This window comes from Variovorax sp. MPBD4-3 (genome assembly GCF_058809745.1).
In genome coordinates, this window is sequence record NZ_JBXASW010000037.1 from 1 (window position 1) to 16,340 (window position 16,340).

19 protein-coding genes are annotated in these 16,340 nt (G+C 67.4%); 3 read left to right on the plus strand and 16 right to left on the minus strand.

Features of this window, described 5'->3' with window-relative positions:
* The 16 genes from AC1RVW_RS20000 to flgB all read right to left on the minus strand — a co-directional run.
* Nucleotides 1-836, minus strand: an 836-nt coding sequence (locus AC1RVW_RS20000) for an MCP four helix bundle domain-containing protein (RefSeq protein WP_493202022.1), incomplete at its 3' end; no start/stop codon positions are given.
* A gap of 39 nt (nucleotides 837-875) precedes the next feature.
* The gene (locus AC1RVW_RS20005) at nucleotides 876-1,397 is read right to left on the minus strand and encodes a chemotaxis protein CheW (RefSeq protein ID WP_493202024.1); all 522 of its coding nucleotides are present in this window, start codon (nucleotides 1,395-1,397) and stop codon (nucleotides 876-878) included.
* 20 nt (nucleotides 1,398-1,417) lie between these two features.
* On the minus strand, nucleotides 1,418-3,022 hold the full coding sequence (locus tag AC1RVW_RS20010; RefSeq protein ID WP_493202026.1) for a methyl-accepting chemotaxis protein: 1,605 nt from the start codon (nucleotides 3,020-3,022) through the stop codon (nucleotides 1,418-1,420).
* A gap of 16 nt (nucleotides 3,023-3,038) precedes the next feature.
* A complete protein-coding gene (locus tag AC1RVW_RS20015) occupies nucleotides 3,039-4,607 on the minus strand; it encodes a methyl-accepting chemotaxis protein (protein WP_493202028.1) in 1,569 nt (522 codons plus the stop codon).
* A 7-nt stretch (nucleotides 4,608-4,614) separates the two neighbouring features.
* The gene (locus tag AC1RVW_RS20020) at nucleotides 4,615-4,899 is read right to left on the minus strand and encodes a hypothetical protein (protein ID WP_081265897.1); all 285 of its coding nucleotides are present in this window, start codon (nucleotides 4,897-4,899) and stop codon (nucleotides 4,615-4,617) included.
* A gap of 7 nt (nucleotides 4,900-4,906) precedes the next feature.
* Nucleotides 4,907-6,472 carry a methyl-accepting chemotaxis protein gene (locus AC1RVW_RS20025; protein ID WP_493202030.1) on the minus strand — a complete coding sequence of 522 codons (1,566 nt, stop codon included), beginning with the start codon at nucleotides 6,470-6,472 and terminating at the stop codon, nucleotides 4,907-4,909.
* 58 nt (nucleotides 6,473-6,530) lie between these two features.
* Complete coding sequence (locus AC1RVW_RS20030) at nucleotides 6,531-7,046, minus strand: chemotaxis protein CheW (protein ID WP_234382378.1); 516 nt, start codon at nucleotides 7,044-7,046, stop codon at nucleotides 6,531-6,533.
* 85 nt (nucleotides 7,047-7,131) lie between these two features.
* Nucleotides 7,132-8,148 carry a flagellar assembly peptidoglycan hydrolase FlgJ gene (gene flgJ / locus AC1RVW_RS20035; RefSeq protein ID WP_285412771.1) on the minus strand — a complete coding sequence of 339 codons (1,017 nt, stop codon included), beginning with the start codon at nucleotides 8,146-8,148 and terminating at the stop codon, nucleotides 7,132-7,134.
* A 10-nt stretch (nucleotides 8,149-8,158) separates the two neighbouring features.
* On the minus strand, nucleotides 8,159-9,256 hold the full coding sequence (locus AC1RVW_RS20040; RefSeq protein ID WP_493202032.1) for a flagellar basal body P-ring protein FlgI: 1,098 nt from the start codon (nucleotides 9,254-9,256) through the stop codon (nucleotides 8,159-8,161).
* A gap of 119 nt (nucleotides 9,257-9,375) precedes the next feature.
* Nucleotides 9,376-10,083 carry a flagellar basal body L-ring protein FlgH gene (locus AC1RVW_RS20045; protein WP_081265899.1) on the minus strand — a complete coding sequence of 236 codons (708 nt, stop codon included), beginning with the start codon at nucleotides 10,081-10,083 and terminating at the stop codon, nucleotides 9,376-9,378.
* Nucleotides 10,083-10,865, minus strand: a complete 783-nt coding sequence (gene flgG, locus AC1RVW_RS20050) for a flagellar basal-body rod protein FlgG (RefSeq protein WP_081265900.1) — start codon at nucleotides 10,863-10,865, stop codon at nucleotides 10,083-10,085. Before flgG ends, AC1RVW_RS20045 begins: the two co-directional genes overlap by 1 nt.
* 67 nt (nucleotides 10,866-10,932) lie before the next feature.
* Nucleotides 10,933-11,679, minus strand: a complete 747-nt coding sequence (locus AC1RVW_RS20055) for a flagellar basal body rod protein FlgF (protein ID WP_081265901.1) — start codon at nucleotides 11,677-11,679, stop codon at nucleotides 10,933-10,935.
* Nucleotides 11,680-11,725: 46 nt separating this feature from the next.
* Nucleotides 11,726-12,946: a flagellar hook protein FlgE gene (gene flgE, locus AC1RVW_RS20060; RefSeq protein WP_081265902.1), complete on the minus strand. Its 1,221-nt coding sequence runs from the start codon at nucleotides 12,944-12,946 to the stop codon at nucleotides 11,726-11,728.
* Nucleotides 12,947-13,005: 59 nt separating this feature from the next.
* A complete protein-coding gene (locus tag AC1RVW_RS20065; protein ID WP_081265903.1) occupies nucleotides 13,006-13,686 on the minus strand; it encodes a flagellar hook assembly protein FlgD in 681 nt (226 codons plus the stop codon).
* Between the two features lie 22 nt (nucleotides 13,687-13,708).
* Nucleotides 13,709-14,125, minus strand: coding sequence for a flagellar basal body rod protein FlgC (gene flgC / locus AC1RVW_RS20070; RefSeq protein ID WP_493202036.1), 417 nt, complete (start codon nucleotides 14,123-14,125; stop codon nucleotides 13,709-13,711).
* 3 nt (nucleotides 14,126-14,128) lie between these two features.
* Entirely contained in the window at nucleotides 14,129-14,536 is a 408-nt protein-coding gene (gene flgB, locus AC1RVW_RS20075) for a flagellar basal body rod protein FlgB (RefSeq protein ID WP_081266019.1), read from the minus strand.
* Nucleotides 14,537-14,756: 220 nt separating this feature from the next.
* Here flgB and flgA point away from each other — a divergent pair, with 220 nt between their 5' ends.
* The 3 genes from flgA (at nucleotide 14,757) to AC1RVW_RS20090 (ending at nucleotide 16,333) form a co-directional block, all read left to right on the plus strand.
* On the plus strand, nucleotides 14,757-15,473 hold the full coding sequence (gene flgA / locus AC1RVW_RS20080) for a flagellar basal body P-ring formation chaperone FlgA (RefSeq protein WP_493202038.1): 717 nt from the start codon (nucleotides 14,757-14,759) through the stop codon (nucleotides 15,471-15,473).
* A 90-nt stretch (nucleotides 15,474-15,563) separates the two neighbouring features.
* Nucleotides 15,564-15,872, plus strand: coding sequence for a flagellar biosynthesis anti-sigma factor FlgM (gene flgM / locus AC1RVW_RS20085; protein ID WP_493202039.1), 309 nt, complete (start codon nucleotides 15,564-15,566; stop codon nucleotides 15,870-15,872).
* Nucleotides 15,869-16,333: a flagella synthesis protein FlgN gene (locus AC1RVW_RS20090; protein ID WP_493202041.1), complete on the plus strand. Its 465-nt coding sequence runs from the start codon at nucleotides 15,869-15,871 to the stop codon at nucleotides 16,331-16,333. The genes flgM and AC1RVW_RS20090 overlap by 4 nt, the downstream gene beginning before the upstream one ends.
* Nucleotides 16,334-16,340 lie beyond the last annotated feature (7 nt).

Here is a 16,340-nt window from a genome sequence, read left to right on the forward strand (position 1 = left end):
CCCGAAGCCGTCGCGATCGTCTCCGTGCCGGTACGCACTTCGCCCACCACCTTCGCCAGGCTCTCGTTCATGTTCTTGAGCGCCTGCATCAGCTGGCCCGTCTCGTCGCGGCTTTCCACGCGGATTTCGACGCTCAGGTCGCCGGCCGCCACGGTTTCAGCCACCTCGACGGCGCGCGCCAGCGGCCGCACGATGCTGCGCGAGATAAGGAACGCGAGGATCGCGCCGATCACCACGGTCGCCAGCGTCAGGAACAGCCGCAGGTTGAAGCTGCGCGTATTCGCCGCGTCGATCCTGGCGCTCATGTCGTCGATGGCCTTGCGCTCGATCGCCAACAGCTCGAGCACCCGGTTTTCATAGGCCTTGGCTGCGGGCTGGAAGCTCTCCTTGAAGACGCGCGCGGTTTCCACCGTGTCGCCGCCCGCCTTGGCCTTGCCCACTTCCTCCTTGGCCGCCTGGTACTTGGCGCGCAGCTCGATGATCGACTTGAAGGTGGCCTTCTCCTCGTCCGTCACCAGCAGCTTCTCGACCTTGGCGATGGTCTGCGACCCCTTCTTCACGCTGTCGGAGATGACGTCGGCGAAGACGACGGGCAAGCTCTCGTCGGTGGTGCGCGCGATCATCGACGTGCGTGCGATGGCCGAGTAGGTCAGCACATACCAGTCGGCAATCAGCCGCTCCTTCGCCAGCGGGCTTTCCATCATCACCCGCGTGGCTTCCGCGTTGCTGCGCGCGGAGAAAAGCGCGAAGGCGGTGGAAAGCACCACCAGTCCGAGGACGACGGCAAAGGCCGCGGCAAGCCGCGTGCCGATGCGCAGGTTCGAGAAGAAGTTCATGGTGCGGGCGTTGGATGGAGAAGGCGGGGCGCCAAGAAATCAGGCGGTGGCCGCGGCTTCGATGAGGCCCATTTCCTGGCTCGACATGAGCCGGTCGATGTCCACCAGGATCAGCATCCGCTCTTCCAGCGTGCCCAGCCCGATCAGGTAGTCCGCGTCCAGCACCGAACCCATCTCCGGCGCCGGCTTGATCTGCTCGGCCGACAGCGTGATCACGTCCGACACGCTGTCCACCACCATCCCCACCACGCGACCGCCGATGTTCAGCACGATCACCACCGTGAACTGGTCGTACGTCGGATCCCCCAGCTTGAACTTGATGCGCATGTCGATGATCGGGACGATGATCCCGCGCAGGTTCACCACCCCCTTGATGTAATCCGGCGCGTTCGCGATCCGCGTCACCGCGTCGTAGCCGCGCAGCTCCTGCACCTTCTGGATGTCGATCCCGTATTCCTCTTCGCCCAGCTTGAACGTCACCACCTCCAGGCGGCTGCTGCCCGTGGAAGGCGACGGCGCCGAGGCGGCTTGTTGCAAGGGGTCTTTTGCCTTGGTCAGCATCTGTTCTCTCCGGTTTGAAATTAATGGGTCTCGGCCACTTCGGCCCTGAACACGCGCACGGCCCTGACCAGGCCGTCGGCCTGCTCCTGCAGCGACTGCGCCGTGGCCGAAGCCTCCTCGACCAGTGCGGCGTTCTGTTGCGTGACCTGGTCCATCTGCGCGATGGCCTGGTTGATCTGCTCGATGCCGGAGGTCTGCTCCTGGCTCGCGGTGGTGATCTCGCCCATGATGTCGGTCACGCGGCGCACGCTGCCCACGATCTCCTCCATCGTGCGGCCCGCTTCCGCGACCTGCTTGCTGCCGGCTTCGACCTTCTCGACGGAATCGCCGATCAGCGTCTTGATTTCCTTGGCTGCTGCCGCAGAGCGCTGCGCGAGGCTGCGCACCTCGGCTGCCACCACCGCAAAGCCCTTGCCCTGCTCGCCGGCGCGTGCGGCTTCCACCGCGGCATTCAGCGCCAGGATGTTGGTCTGGAAGGCGATGCCGTCGATCACGCCGATGATGTCCACGATCTTGCGGGACGACGCATTGATCGATCCCATGGTGTCGACCACCTGCGACACCACGCTGCCGCCCTTCACCGCCACTTCCGACGCCGATACGGCCAGCTGGTTCGCCTGGCGCGCGTTGTCCGCGTTCTGCTTCACCGTGCTCGTGAGCTCTTCCATCGAGGCCGCCGTCTGCTCCAGCGAGCTGGCCTGCTGCTCGGTGCGCGACGACAGGTCCTGGTTGCCCGAGGCGATCTGGCTCGAGGCCGACATCACGCCCGCCACGTTGGTGCCGACGTCCGCAACGATCGCGAACAGGTTCGCGCTCATCTGGTTCAGCGCGCGCAGCAGCCCCGTGATCTCGTCGCCGCGACGGATCTCGAACTTGGCAAGATCGCCGCCGGCAATGGCCCGCGCCACATGCAGGGCCTCGTCGAGCGGACGGAAAACGGTACGGCCCAGGAACTGCCCGAGCCCCAGCCATGCGAGCGCAAAGGCCACGCCGCCGGCCGCCACGGCACCGGGCAGCCAGCTGTGCGCACCGGCGGAAGCGACCAGCCGGCCCGCTTCCATCCAGCCCGCGATGCCCGAACCGAGCGACAGCAGCGCGGCCACCGTGGTCACGCCGAACACGCGCTGGCGCACCGGTATGCGCCGCAGCTGCGCCAGCGGGTTCATCCAGCCGCGCTGGACCACCTGCCCCTGGTGCAGCGTGATGCCCTTGGCGCCGCCTTCGCGCAGGCGGCGGTAGAGCGCATCGGCCTCGGCCACGTCGGCGCGGTCGGGCCGGCTGCGCACCGACATGTAGCCCTGTACGCGGCCATCGCGCCGGATCGGCGTGACATTGGCGAGCACCCAGTAGAAGTCGCCGTTGCTGCGCCGGTTCTTGATGAGGCCGGTCCAGGGCAGGCCCTGCCCCAGCGTCTGCCACAGGTCGGCAAAGGCTTCGGGCGGCACGTCGGGATGGCGGACGATGTTGTGCGCCTTGCCCATGAGCTCGTCCACGGCAAAGCCGCTGGCCTCGACGAAGGCCGGGTTGACGTACGTGATGCGACCCTTGAGGTCGGTGCGGGACACCAGGGCGGCGTCCTTCGGGAGTTCGTATTCGATGCCGGTGACCGGCAGATTGACACGCATGATCCGAGCCTCGCTTTCAGGCCAGGGCCAGTTGATTGCGGCCGAGCTGGAACACGCCGACGACTTGCGACAGGCTGCCTGCCTGCTCCTGCAGCGACTGGGCGGCGGCCGAGGCTTCTTCGACCAGCGCGGCGTTCTGCTGCGTCACCTGGTCCATCTGCGTGATGGCCTGGTTGATCTGCTCGATGCCCGAGGTCTGCTCCTGGCTCGCTGCGGTGATCTCGCCCATGATGTCCGTCACGCGCTTCACGCTGCCGACGATCTCGTCCATCGTGCGGCCGGCTTCTTCCACCTGCTTGCTGCCCTCTTCGACTTTCTCCACCGAGTCGCCGATCAGGGTCTTTATTTCCTTGGCTGCCGCTGCAGAGCGCTGCGCGAGGCTGCGGACTTCGGAAGCGACGACCGCGAAACCGCGACCCTGCTCGCCGGCCCGGGCGGCTTCCACAGCCGCATTCAGCGCCAGGATGTTGGTCTGGAACGCGATGCCGTCGATCACGCCGATGATGTCGACGATCTTCTTGGAAGACGCGTCGATCGAGCCCATCGTTCCGACCACCTGCGACACGACGCTTCCGCCCTTCACCGCCACTTCGGAAGCTGACACGGCCAACTGGTTGGCTTGCCGTGCGTTGTCCGCGTTCTGCTTCACCGTGCTCGTGAGCTGTTCCATCGAGGCAGCGGTCTGCTCCAGCGAGCTGGCCTGCTGCTCCGTGCGCGACGACAGGTCCTGGTTGCCCGAAGCGATCTGGCTGGACGCCGTGGCGATCGTGTCCGTTCCCATGCGCACGTCGCGCACGATGCGAACCAGGCTCTCGTTCATCGCCTTCAGCGCGGCCATCAGCCGGCCGGTCTCGTCCTTCGAGTGCACTTCGATGCGCGACGTGATGTCGCCCGCGGCCACCTTCTCGGCCACCTGAACGGCCTCGCCGATCGGACGCGTGATCGATCGCGTGGTGAACCACGCGATGGCCGCGCCGAACAGTATGGCGAAGCCGCCCAGCGCGAGCATCAGGTTGCGCGACCAGGCATAGCCTTCGGCGGCTTCCCGGTTGGCGGCCCGGGCCTGCCTGTTTTCGCTGGCGTCCATGGCATCGAGCTCGGCCAGCACGCCCCGCACGGCCGGCTGGAACTTCGTGATGAAGACCTGCGTCGCTTCCTCGTTCTTGTTCTGCAGCGCCAGCTCGGACAGCTGGGAATTCAGCGGCAGGAGCAGCGCAGCCTTCTCGTCGGCCCTGGCCAGCAGGGCCTTGCCTTCCGGCCCGGTCAGCGTCTTCTCCAAGGTGTTGTGGGCTTCCGTGTAGCGTTCGCGGGCGCTGGCGATCTTCTTCGACTCCTCGCGCATGGCGGCTTCTTCGGTCAGCAGGATCAGGTTGCCGTCGAGGATGGCGATCTCGCGAACGGCGTCCGACATCGTGTTGACCGCGGCCATCCTGACGTTGTTGCCCTCGACGATGCCTTCGAGCCGCGACTGCACGTCGCCCATGGCCTGTAGCCCGAGGCCGATGGCCCCGGCCAGCATCAGAAGAACGGCGGCAAAGCCGGCACCCAGGCGGGTGCCGATCCGTAGATTGAGAAATGAGCGCATGGGTGTTTCAGGAATCTCTTGCGTTGACGTTTTGAAGAACCCGGTCCAGCCTTTCAGCGGTCTTCAGCGCGTTGTGGCTGGAACGGTGGAAGGAGCGCGCGATGAACCACGCAATGACAATTCCGGCAAGCAGCGATGCGGCGCCCATCGCCAGCATCGCGCTGCGGGCCCACGCCAGGCCGGCGCCAGCCTGGAAACCGACGCCGAGCGCCGCCGCAAGCAGCAGGAAGAACACGGCAATGCCGGCGCCCAGGCGCAGGGCGAACTTCGGAGAAAGGCGGGCGTGGGACAACACCTCGTCAGACCGCCACGGCAACGGCCTCGTCGGCGTCGATCTTGAAGGTGCTCACAGCCCTGACGAGGTTGTCGGCCTGTTCCTGCAGCGACTGGGCGGCGGCCGAGGCCTGCTCGACCAGCGCGGCGTTCTGCTGCGTGACCTGGTCCATCTGCGTGATGGCCTGGTTGATCTGCTCGATGCCGGAGGTCTGCTCCTGGCTCGCTGCCGTGATCTCGCCCATGATGTCGGTCACGCGGCGCACGCTGCCGACGATCTCTTCCATCGTGCGGCCGGCTTCGCTGACTTGCTTGCTGCCTTCCTCGACTTTCTCCACGGAGTTGCCGATGAGGGTCTTGATTTCCTTGGCCGCCGATGCCGAGCGCTGCGCGAGGTTGCGCACTTCGGAAGCCACCACGGCAAAGCCCTTGCCCTGCTCGCCGGCGCGTGCGGCTTCCACCGCCGCGTTCAAGGCGAGGATGTTGGTCTGGAACGCGATGCCGTCGATCACGCCGATGATGTCGACGATCTTCTTGGACGACGCATTGATCGAGCCCATGGTGTCGACCACTTGAGAGACGACGCTGCCGCCCTTTACGGCAACTTCCGAGGCCGACACGGCCAGCTGGTTCGCCTGGCGCGCGTTGTCCGCGTTCTGCTTCACCGTGGAGGTAAGCTCTTCCATCGAGGCAGCCGTCTGCTCCAGCGAACTGGCCTGCTGTTCGGTGCGCGACGACAGGTCTTCGTTGCCCGCCGCGATCTGCCGGGACGCCACCGCAATCGCGTCGGTCGACGCCTTGATGCGCGTCACCAGGTCGGTCAGCGTGTCTTCCATGTCGCCCATGCCGCGCAGCAGCCGGCCGAAGTCGCCGCCGCGATCGGTCTCGAATTCCTGGCTCAGGTCGCCGGACGCCACGGTCTCGGCAATGAGCAGCGCCTCGCCGATCGGCTGCACGATCCCGCGCGTCAGCAGCCATGCAATGACCGAACCCAGCGCCAGGGCAAGCGCCGCCAGCACGACGAGGTAGACGCGGCCCGACTGGTACCGGGCTTCGATGTCGCTGGCCGTGCTGTCGATCTGCTGCTGCTGCAGCGCGGCCATCGCGCGGATGCTGGCATCGTAGGTCTCGAGCACGGGCAGCAGTTGCGTGTCGGTGAGCTTCGCGGCCTCTTCCGGCTGGCCGTCGGCCTTCAGCTTGAGCAGCTTGTTGCGCAGCTCGACGTAGTCGCCGCGCTTTTTCTTGATGTCGGCGCTCAGCGCCAGCTCCACGGGGGACACCAGCATGTCCTCGAGCTTCTTCTGTGTCTCGGAAATTCCGGCGCTGGTGACGGCAATGCCTTTTTTCAGGTAGTCCTGCACCGTGGCGTCGGTGCTCTTGAGCAGCGAGATGGTGCGCACGCCGTTGGAGGTGGTGCCCAGGTGCCAGGCCGAGGCCAGGCGCTCCTTCACCAGCGACTGCCGGGCCAGTTCCTTCGTGGCCTCGCCCACGGCCTGCAGACGAAGCACGCCCAGGCCGGCGATCAGCACCACCAGCGCGAGCACGACCGCGAATCCGGCGCCCAGGCGCCGGCTCGTATTCCAATTCTTCATGTGGCTTGTCTCCTGTCGGACCCTCTGGTGTCTTCTTTATGCGGTGCCCGGAGAAAGCTCAGGCCGCCATCTTCTCGATGAGGCCCATTTCCTGGCTCGACATGAGCCGGTCGATGTCCACCAGGATCAGCATCCGCTCTTCCAGCGTGCCCAGCCCGATCAGGTAGTCCGCGTCCAGCACCGAACCCATCTCCGGCGCCGGCTTGATCTGCTCGGCCGACAGCGTGATCACGTCCGACACGCTGTCCACCACCATCCCCACCACGCGACCGCCGATGTTCAGCACGATCACCACCGTGAACTGGTCGTACGTCGGGTCGCCCAGCTTGAACTTGATGCGCATGTCGATGATCGGGACGATGATCCCGCGCAGGTTCACCACCCCCTTGATGTACTCCGGCGCGTTCGCGATCCGCGTCACCGCGTCGTAGCCGCGCAGCTCCTGCACCTTCTGGATGTCGATCCCGTATTCCTCTTCGCCCAGCTTGAACGTCACCACCTCCAGGCGGCCCGCGCCTGTGGAAGCGCCGGGCTGCTGCTGTTGCCGTTGCTGGATGCTTGCGATCTCTGCCATGGGAATTCCTGTGTATTCCAGTGTTGGGGAAAGGCGTGCCGCGCCTGCGGCGGCCGTTACCGGGCAAGGCTGCGCCGCGTGGGGCTCAGCCGAATTTCTGCATGATGCGAACCAGCTTCTCGCCGTACTTCGGATCGGTGGCGTAGCCCGCGCGCTGCAGGCCGTGCGCCGCTTCGTGCGGGTCGTCGGTGGCCAGCACGTTCGCGTAGCGCGGGTTGCGCGTGATGAAGCGCGCGTAGTCGGTGAAGGCTTCGTCGTACGAGGCGTAGGCGCGGAACTTGGCGCGCACCTTCTGCGGCTCGCCGTCGACGTATTCGGTGGTGGTGGTCTCGACCGTCGGGCCCTTCCAGCTGCGGTCGGCCTTGATGCCGAAGAGGTTGAAGCTCTGCGTGCCGTCGTCCGCGCGGATCTCGCGCTTGCCCCAGCCCGACTCCAGCGCGGCCTGCGCCAGGATCAGCGGCGCGGGCACGCCGCTGGCCGTGCTGGCCACCTGCGCGGAAGCGCCCATGCGGCCCACGAACTCGTCGACCTGGCCCTGCAGCGAAGCATTCGCTGCCGGCGCACGGCGCTCGCCGCTGTACTGGTACACGCCCAGGTCGGCCGCCGTGGAGACACGCCCGGTGGGTGCGGAGCCGATGGGAATGCCCGCGCGCGGAGACAACGGCAGGCCGCTGGCACGCGGCTCGAGCAGCATCGGCCGGATGCCGATCTCGGCGTCGGCCTCCGCATCGGGCGGACCCGAAGGCAAGGTGCGGCGCAGTTGCTCGAGCATGGCCTCGGCCAGCCCCACGCCGCGCCCCGAGAGGTTCTGCGCGAGCTGCTGGTCGAACATCGACTGGTAGACCTTCTGGCTCTGGCTGTCGAGCATGCCGCTGGAAGGCGTGGCTTCGCGCATGCTCTTGAGCACCATGTTCATGAACATGGCCTCGAACTGGCGCGAGACCTGCTGCAGCCCTTCTTCCGGCGACGCGCGCACGGTGCGGCGCAGCGCATCGACGCCCTGCACGTCCAGCGCAAAGCGCTGGTCGAGCGCGCCGGCGCGGCTGGCCACATCGGAGGTGTTCCATGCGCCCGCGCCGGCGCTCATGTTCGAGACGGTCATGCGTGCGACCTCAGATGATTTCCAGCTCGGCGCTCAGCGCGCCGGCCGATTTCATGGCCTGCAGGATCGACACCAGGTCCTGCGGATTCGCGCCCAGGGCATTGAGCCCCTTGACCACGTCCGACAGCGAGGCACCGCCGCGCACCATCTGCATGGCGCCGCCGCCCTGGTTCACTGAAATCTGCGAGGTCTGCGCCGCCACCGTGGTGCCGCCCGAGAGCGCACCCGGCTGGCTGATGACGGGCTCGGTGTTGATGACCACCGACAGGTTGCCGTGCGCGATGGCGCAGTCCTTCACCCTCACCGCCTGGTTCATGACCACCGAGCCGGTGCGCGCATTGACCACCACGCGCGCGCCGGCCTGCGTCGGCGTCACTTCCAGGTCTTCGAGCTTCGCGAGGAAACCCACGCGTTGCTGCGGCTCGGGCGCCCGCACGCGGATCACGCGCGCATCGATCGCCTCGGCCGAGCCCGCGCCGAACTGCCGGTTGATGGCATCGACCGCGCGCTGCGTGGTGCCGAAGTCGGAGCGGTTGAGTTCGAGCGTGAAGGTGCCCTCGCCCCCCACCGGCGCCTCGACCGTGCGTTCGACCAGCGCCCCGCCCGGAATGCGGCCCGAGCTCAGCTGGTTGACCTGCACCTTGCTGCCATTGGCCGACGCGCCCGCGCCGCCGACCACCATGTTGCCCTGCGCCACCGCATAGGTCGCGCCGTCGACGCCCTTCAGCGGCGTCATCAGCAGCGTGCCGCCGCGCAGGCTCTTCGCATTGCCCATGGACGACACCGTCACGTCGATGTTCTGCCCCGGCCGCGCGAACGAAGGCAGCGTGGCCGTCACCATGACCGCCGCCACGTTCTTCAGCTGCATGTTCACGCCCTGCGGAATCGTGATGCCCAGCTGCTGCAGCATGTTGTTCAGGCTCTGCGTCGTGAACGGCGTCTGCATCGTCTGGTCGCCCGTACCGTCCAGGCCCACCATGAGCCCATAGCCGATCAACGGGTTGTCCCGCACCCCCTGGATGCTCGCCAGCTCCTTGAGGCGCTCCGCATGCGCGGGCGCAAACCCGAAGACACCCAGCGCCACCACCACCGCCGAGGCGATGCGCAAGCGAGCCAGAAAGTTCGTGAGATGCCGCGGAACCGGCTTTGCCGGGCCGCAGGCATCGCCCCCTGCAAGGGGGAAGGAGAAGCGACACGAAGTGCGCGAAGCCTGGGGGTTTTTCATAGTCAAAATGGCATGACGTTGAGGAAGATGCGCTGCATCCAACCCATGGTCTGGGCCTCGTCGATGTAGCCCTTGGCCGAGTACTCGATGCGTGCGTCGGCCACCAGCGTCGAAGGCACGGTGTTGTTGCCCGACACGGTGCGCGGGTTCACCACGCCGGAGAAGCGGATGAACTCCGTGCCCTGGTTGATGCCCATCTGCTTCTCGCCGCTCACCAGCAGGTTGCCGTTGCCCATCACGTCCACCACCGTGACCGTGATCACGCCGCTGAAGGTGTTGTTGGCATTGGCGCCGCCCTTGGCGGTGAGCGAGTTGGTGCCGCTGAGCTTGGTGTCCTGCCCGTCGAGCAGGCCGCCGATGAGTTTCGGAATCGCCGCGAACACGCTCGTGGTGCTGCCCGCGCGGCTGGCGTTCGCGCCCGAGTTCTTGGTGGCATTGACCTTCTCGTTGATCACGATGGTCAGGATGTCGCCGATGTTGCGCGGGCGCCGGTCCTCGAACAGCGCGTTGGCGCCCGGACCGTCCTGGAAGATCGCGCCGGGCGAGCGCCGCGGCTGCAGCTGCGCATAGCTCTCGGCGCGCGCCGTCATCGGCTGGTGCACCAGCGGCTCGCGCGGCAATTGCGCGCAGCCCGCGGCCAGCGCGGCGACGAGCATCGCCGGCAGCACCCTGGCGGCGCCGCCCCGACGAAGAAGACGCGCACCCTGCATCACAGCTGGGCCAGGCGCTGCAGCATCTGGTCCGAAGTCTGGACCGCCTTGCTGTTGATTTCGTACGAACGCTGGGTGGCGATCATGTTGACCAGCTCTTCCACCACGTTCACGTTCGAAGCCTCCACGTAGCCCTGGCTCAGCGTGCCCGCGCCGTCGACGCCGGGGTTCACCTGGTTGGGCGCGCCCGAGGCGTCGGTTTCGGCATACAGGTTCTCGCCACGGCTTTCCAGGCCCGTCGGGTTGACGAAGGTCGCGAGCTGCAGCTGGCCGATCTGCACGGTGTTCGTGCTCCCTGCCTGCACCACCGACACGATGCCGTCGCGGCCCACCGTGATGCTGGTGGCGTTGGCCGGGATGGTGATGGCGGGCTGCACCGGGAAGCCGCTGGCGGTCACGAGCTGGCCGTCGCGGTCTTTCTGGAACGAGCCGTCGCGCGTGTACGAGGTGGTGCCGTCGGGCATCAGCACCTGGAAGAAGCCGCCGCCGCTGATGGCCACGTCGGTCGGCTTGTCGGTCTTGGTGAGGTTGCCCTGCGAGTGGATGCGCTCGGTGGCGACCACGTGCACGCCGGTGCCGACCTGCAGGCCCGAAGGCAGGCGGGTCTGGTCGGACGACTGGGCGCCGCTCTGGCGCAGGTTCTGGTAGACCAGGTCTTCGAACACGGCGCGGCTGCGCTTGAAGCCGGTGGTGCCGACGTTGGCCAGGTTGTTCGACACGACGTCGAGCTGCGTCTGCTGCGCATCGAGGCCGGTCTTGGCGATGTAGAGGGAACGAATCATTTCTTGAAAATCCTGCGTGTGTTGCGTGCGGGGCGCGTGATGGCCGGGATGCGGCGCTTGCGGCCGATCAGCCGTAGGCCAGCAGCTTGTTGGCCGCCTGCGCGTTGGTGTCGGCGGTCTGCAGCGACTTCATCTGCATCTCGAAGCTGCGTGCATTGGCCAGCATGGCGACCATGGCCTCGACCGGGTTCACGTTGCTGCCCTCGACCGCGCCGGTGACGACCGTGACGGCCTCGTCGGCCTGGGCCGGCGGCAGGCCTTCGCGCATGCGGAAGAGCCCGTCGTCGCCGCGCACGAGGTCGGTGGTGGGCGGGTTGACCAGCTTCAGGCGGCCCACCTCGGCAATGCCGGTGAGCGTGCCCGAGGCGGGGTCGCGCGCGCCGACCAGGCCGTTGGGCGCGATGGCCACGGCCGAGCCGGGCGGCACGGTCATGGCGCCGTTGTCGCCCATCACGGCGCGTCCGCCCATGGTGGTGATCTGGCCGTCGGCGCCGATCTGCAGGTTGCCCACGCGGGTGTAGGCCTCGCCGCCGTCGGGCGTCTGCACCACCAGCCAGCCCTGGCCGCTGACGGCCACGTCGAGCGCGCGGCCGGTCTCGGTGAGCGGGCCGTGCGTGAAGTCCGCACCGGGCGTGGTCGCGGCCACGAAGGCCCGCGTGGGCGCCTCCTGGCCGACCACGGGCACCGCGCGGAAGTTGGCGATCTGCGCGCGGAAGCCCGGCGTAGAGACGTTCGCCATGTTGTTGGCCACGGTGGCCTGCTGATCCATGGCCTGCTTGGCGCCGCTCATCGCGACATACAACATTCGATCCACTGGGTGCTCCTGGTGCCGGTCGTTCGGTAGTGGTGGTGGTGCCGCGTCAGCGGATGTTCATCAGCGTCTGCATGACCTGGTCCTGCGTCTTCACGGTCTGCGCGTTGGCCTGGTAGTTGCGCTGCGCGACGATGAGGTTGACGAGTTCGGAGGTCAGGTCGACGTTGGACGACTCCAGCGCGCCCGACTTCAGCGAGCCGAGCTTGGTGCCCTCGCCGGGCGTGCCGGTGAGCGCGTTGCCCGAAGCCAGCGTCTCGCCCCACACGTTGTTGCCCTTGGGCTCCAGGCCGTTCGGGTTGGCGAAGGACGACAGCACGACCTGGCCCAGCAGCTTGGTCTGCTCGTTGGAGAACTTGCCGGTGATGGTGCCGTCGGGGTTGATGGAGAACGAAGTCAGTTCGCCCGAACGGTAGCCGTCCTGGCTCAGCTTGCTCATGCCGTTGGCGGCGCCGAACTGGGTGGTGCCCGACAGGTCGATCGACGCGGTCAGCGGGGCCGCGCCGTTGGTGAAGGTGATGGCGCCGGTGCTCAGCTTGCCGCCGGCCGGCGCGGTCATCACGCCCTTGCTGTCGAACGTGAGCGTGGTGAGCGCGGCGCCCGCGTTCAGCGGCGCGCCGTCGGCGGTGCCGTACACGTTCCAGGTGTTGGCCGGCGTGGCGCTCTTCACGAAGTACACGGACAGGTCATGCGGATTGCCGAGCGAGTCGTACACCGGGCCGAGGGCGTTCGAGTAGTTGAAGGTGCCGGAGTCGGCCGGGTTGAACGGCGTCTTGGCGGGTACGCCGAGGCGCGCGTCGAGGTTGAACTCGGCATTGACGTTGCCGGTGGCGCTGGGCGTCATCGACGCGGTCGGGATCTGGATGGCCGACGGCGTGCCGCCGTTGATGCCGCCGCTGGCGTTCACGCCGTAGCCCGTCAGGCGCAGGCCGGATGCATTGACGATGTAGCCGTCCTTGTCGCGCGTGAACTGGCCGTTGCGCGAATACGCGACCTCGCCGGTGGCGCTGCTCAGGCGGAAGAAGCCGTCGCCGTTCAGGATGGCCACGTCCAGCGGACGGCTGCTCGACTGCGTCACGCCCTGCGTGAAGTTCTGCACCACGCCCGACACCGAGGCACCGAGGCCGACGCGCGAGCCGGCATACACGTCCTGGAAGGTGGCGGCTGCGGATTTGTAGCCCACGGTGCCCGAGTTGGCGATGTTGTTGCCGATGACGTCGAGGTTGGCCGCGGCCACGCCGAGACCGCTGATGCCCTGGGAAAAGCTCATGATGGTTCCTTACTTCAATGCGTTCAGTGCTGCGATGGATGAGAGAGGAGGCACACGCCTCACAGGAACAGGCGCACGTCGGACAGGCCGATGCTGGCGCCCGAGCCCAGTTCGAGCGTGACGCCGCCGGCGCCCTGCTTGACGGCCGCCACCTGCGAGAAGGTCAGCGCGGTGGAGGTCACGGCGGAGGTGCCGTTCTTGGCATCGACGGTGAAGCGGTAGGCGCCTTCGGCGACCGCGTTGCCGGCCTCGTCCTTGCCGTCCCAGGTGACGGCGTTGACGCCTTCCTTCATGGGGCCGGCGTCGAGGGTGCGAACCACGTTGCCCTTGTCGTCGAGGATCTTGATCGTGACGTCCGCGGCGGTGCCCGGCAGCTGCACGCCGAAGGCCTGCGTGGCGGGGTCCTTGCCCTCCTCGGGCTTCTTGGTGGTGAGCACGTCTCCCGGCGACAGCACGTTGTAGCCGATGAGGGAGGTCGCCTGCAGCAGCTGGTTGGCGCCGGTCTGGTTCACCAGGCCCGAGAGCGTGGTGTTGAGCTTCTCGATGCCGGTCACGGTGCTCATCTGCGCGAGCTGCGAGGTGAGCTCGGCGTTCTGCATCGGGTTGAGCGGGTCCTGGTTGTTGAGCTGCGTGACCAGCAGCTTCAGGAAGCGCTGCTCGTTGTCCTGGCTGGAGACGGTGTTGCCGGTCGCGGTCGATGCATTCTGACCGGAGATGGAAGATGTGTCGGAGATGGCCATGGCGTGTTGGGTATGAGGGGGTTTACTGGCCGATGGTCAGCGTCTTGACCATCAGCGTCTTGGCCGTGTTGAGCACTTCGACGTTGGCCTGGTAGCTGCGCGAGGCCGAGATCATGTTGGTCATCTCCTCGACCACGTTGACGTTGGGCATCGCGACGTAGCCTTCGCCGTTGGCATGCGGGCTCTTGGGGTCGAACACCATCCTGGGCGGCGACGGGTCTTCGATCACGCCCGACACCTTCACGCCGCCGATGTCCTGGTGGCCCGAAGGCGCGACCTCGAACACCACCTGCTTGGCGCGGTAGGGCATGCCGTCGGGGCCGGCCACGCTTTCGGCGTTGGCCAGGTTGCTCGCGGTCACGTTCATGCGCTGCGATTGCGCGGTCATGGCCGAGCCCGCCACGTTGAAGATGTTCATGGAACTGCTTGGGAACGGCATGGCTTACTGCTGCGCCGCGGAGAGCAGCGACTTGATCTTGGCGTTGATGACGGTGAGGTTGGACTCGTAGCGCAGCGCGTTGTCTGCGAAGGCGATGCGCTCGACGTCCATCTCGACGGTGTTGCCGTCCAGGCTCGACTGGTTGGGCGTGCGGTAGAGCAGGTCCTTGTCGGGCATGGCCTGCGCCTGGCCCGCGAGATGGCGCGCCGAGGTGGTGGCCAGCGACATCGACTGCGACGCGCGGCCGCGCTCGACGGCTTCGCTCAGGCGGCTGCCGAAGTCGAAGTCGCGCGCCTTGTAGTTGGGCGTGTCGGCATGCGCGATATTGGCCGCGAGCACCTCCTGGCGCTCGGCCCGGAGGTTGAGGGCTTCGCGATTGAAGCGAAGCGCCGCATCCAGCTTGTCGATCATCTTTTTTCCATCCGTTGTGGCGTCGCCGATGCACGAGGCGCAGCGACAGATGGAAAGCGAGTCTATGCATGCATCGCGTTTGCAATCGTCCGAACAAAGGGGGTTTTCGCCTGCTGCTCGCACCTTCGATCCGGCACCGGATTTCTAGAATTGCCCGGCGTCGGCGTGTCTGCGTCGACTCCGGCGCCACCTGTTTTTTTGCCCTTTCCTCACGCTGCCGATGAACCTCCTACAGCTCCGGACCCGCCTGCTGCGCACCTTGCTGCCGACACTGCTGGCGATGGCCGCGTGCGTGGCTCCAGCGTGGGCTTCCTCGGCACCCGCGGCCGATGCCGCCGGCACGGCCATCCAGAAATACCTGCAGGTGCAGACCGCCGGCCTGCCGGGCAAGGTCACGATCAGCCTGGAAGGCCGCGGCACCGAGGCGCTGCCGCCCTGCGAGGCGCCCGAGGCCTTCCTGCCGCCGGGCGCCACACCGTGGGGCCGGGTATCGGTCGGCGTGCGCTGCCAGACGGAGCGGCCCTGGACGCGCTTCGTGCAGGCGCACGTATCGGTGGAAGGCAGCTATTTCGTGGCCGCGCGCGCCATCGAGACCGGCCGCCCGCTGGGCGCGGCCGATGTCACCGAGCGCACCGGCGACCTCACGCGGCTGCCGCGCTCCGTCATCACCAGCGCGGCCGAACTGGTCGGGGTGGTGGCGGCCAACCGCATCGGCCCGGGCGCGCCGCTGCGCAAGGAATCGGTGCGCGGGGTGACGGTCATCCAGCAGGGCCAGGCGGTGAAGCTGGTGGCCCAGGGCGAAGGATTCGTGGTCAGCACCGAGGGCAAGGCCCTGAGCGGGGCGAGGGTCGGCGCGGTGGTGCAGGCCAAGACCCGGGAGGGCCGGCTGGTCAGCGGCGTGGCGGACGAGGAGGGGCAGATCCAGCTCGCGCAGTAGCCGCTGGCGCCCGTTTCAACCTTCGTGCACGCAATTCCTAAAGTTCTTGCCAGGGCTGCCGATATACCGGTCAGCCCCTGAGGAATCACCTTGAAAATCGATCAACCCGCCCCTTCGGCCACGCCCCTCCATCGCTCGCCCGCCACGGGCGCGGCCCCGATGACCGGCGCCGACGCGCCCGAGCGCTCCAAGGAAGCCAAGGAAGCTGCGCGGCAGGCCTCCGCGCACGTCCATGCGCTGCCCGCGGCCACGGATGGCAGCGATTTCGACGCGGCCCGCGTGGCGGCGATCCGCGAGGACATCCGCGCGGGCCGCTACCAGGTGCGCCCGGAGCGCATCGCCGACGGCCTGCTGGCCAGCGTGCGCGACCTGCTCGACGGCAAGAAGGACGGTCAATGAACGACGCCCAGGCTCTGCTGGCCAGGCTGCGCACGGAAGCGGCCTGCATCGGGGAATTCCTGGCCGTGCTGGACCGGGAGGCCAAGGCCATGTCGGCCGGCGTTTTCACCGATCTCGCGGCCATCGCCATCGAGAAGACCCGCCTGCTCGACCGCATGGCCGAGCTCGACCGCGAGCGCGAAGCCATGCAGGCGGCCATGGGCTACGAGCCGGGCCGCGCGGGCGCGGACGCCGCTGCGGCGGGCGGCGGCCCCGAGCTGCAACAGGCCTGGGCCGAGCTGCTGGTGCTGGCGGTGCAGGCGCGCAGCCACAACCTGCGCAACGGCTCGATGGTCTACGCGCATCTCGATTTCACCCAGCAGGCGCTGCATTTCCTGCAGGCCAGCGCACAGCTCTTCTACGGCCCGGACGGCATCCGCAAGACGCAATCCGGCGGCGGAAGCCGCCTGGCAGTGGGTTGAGCGGCCC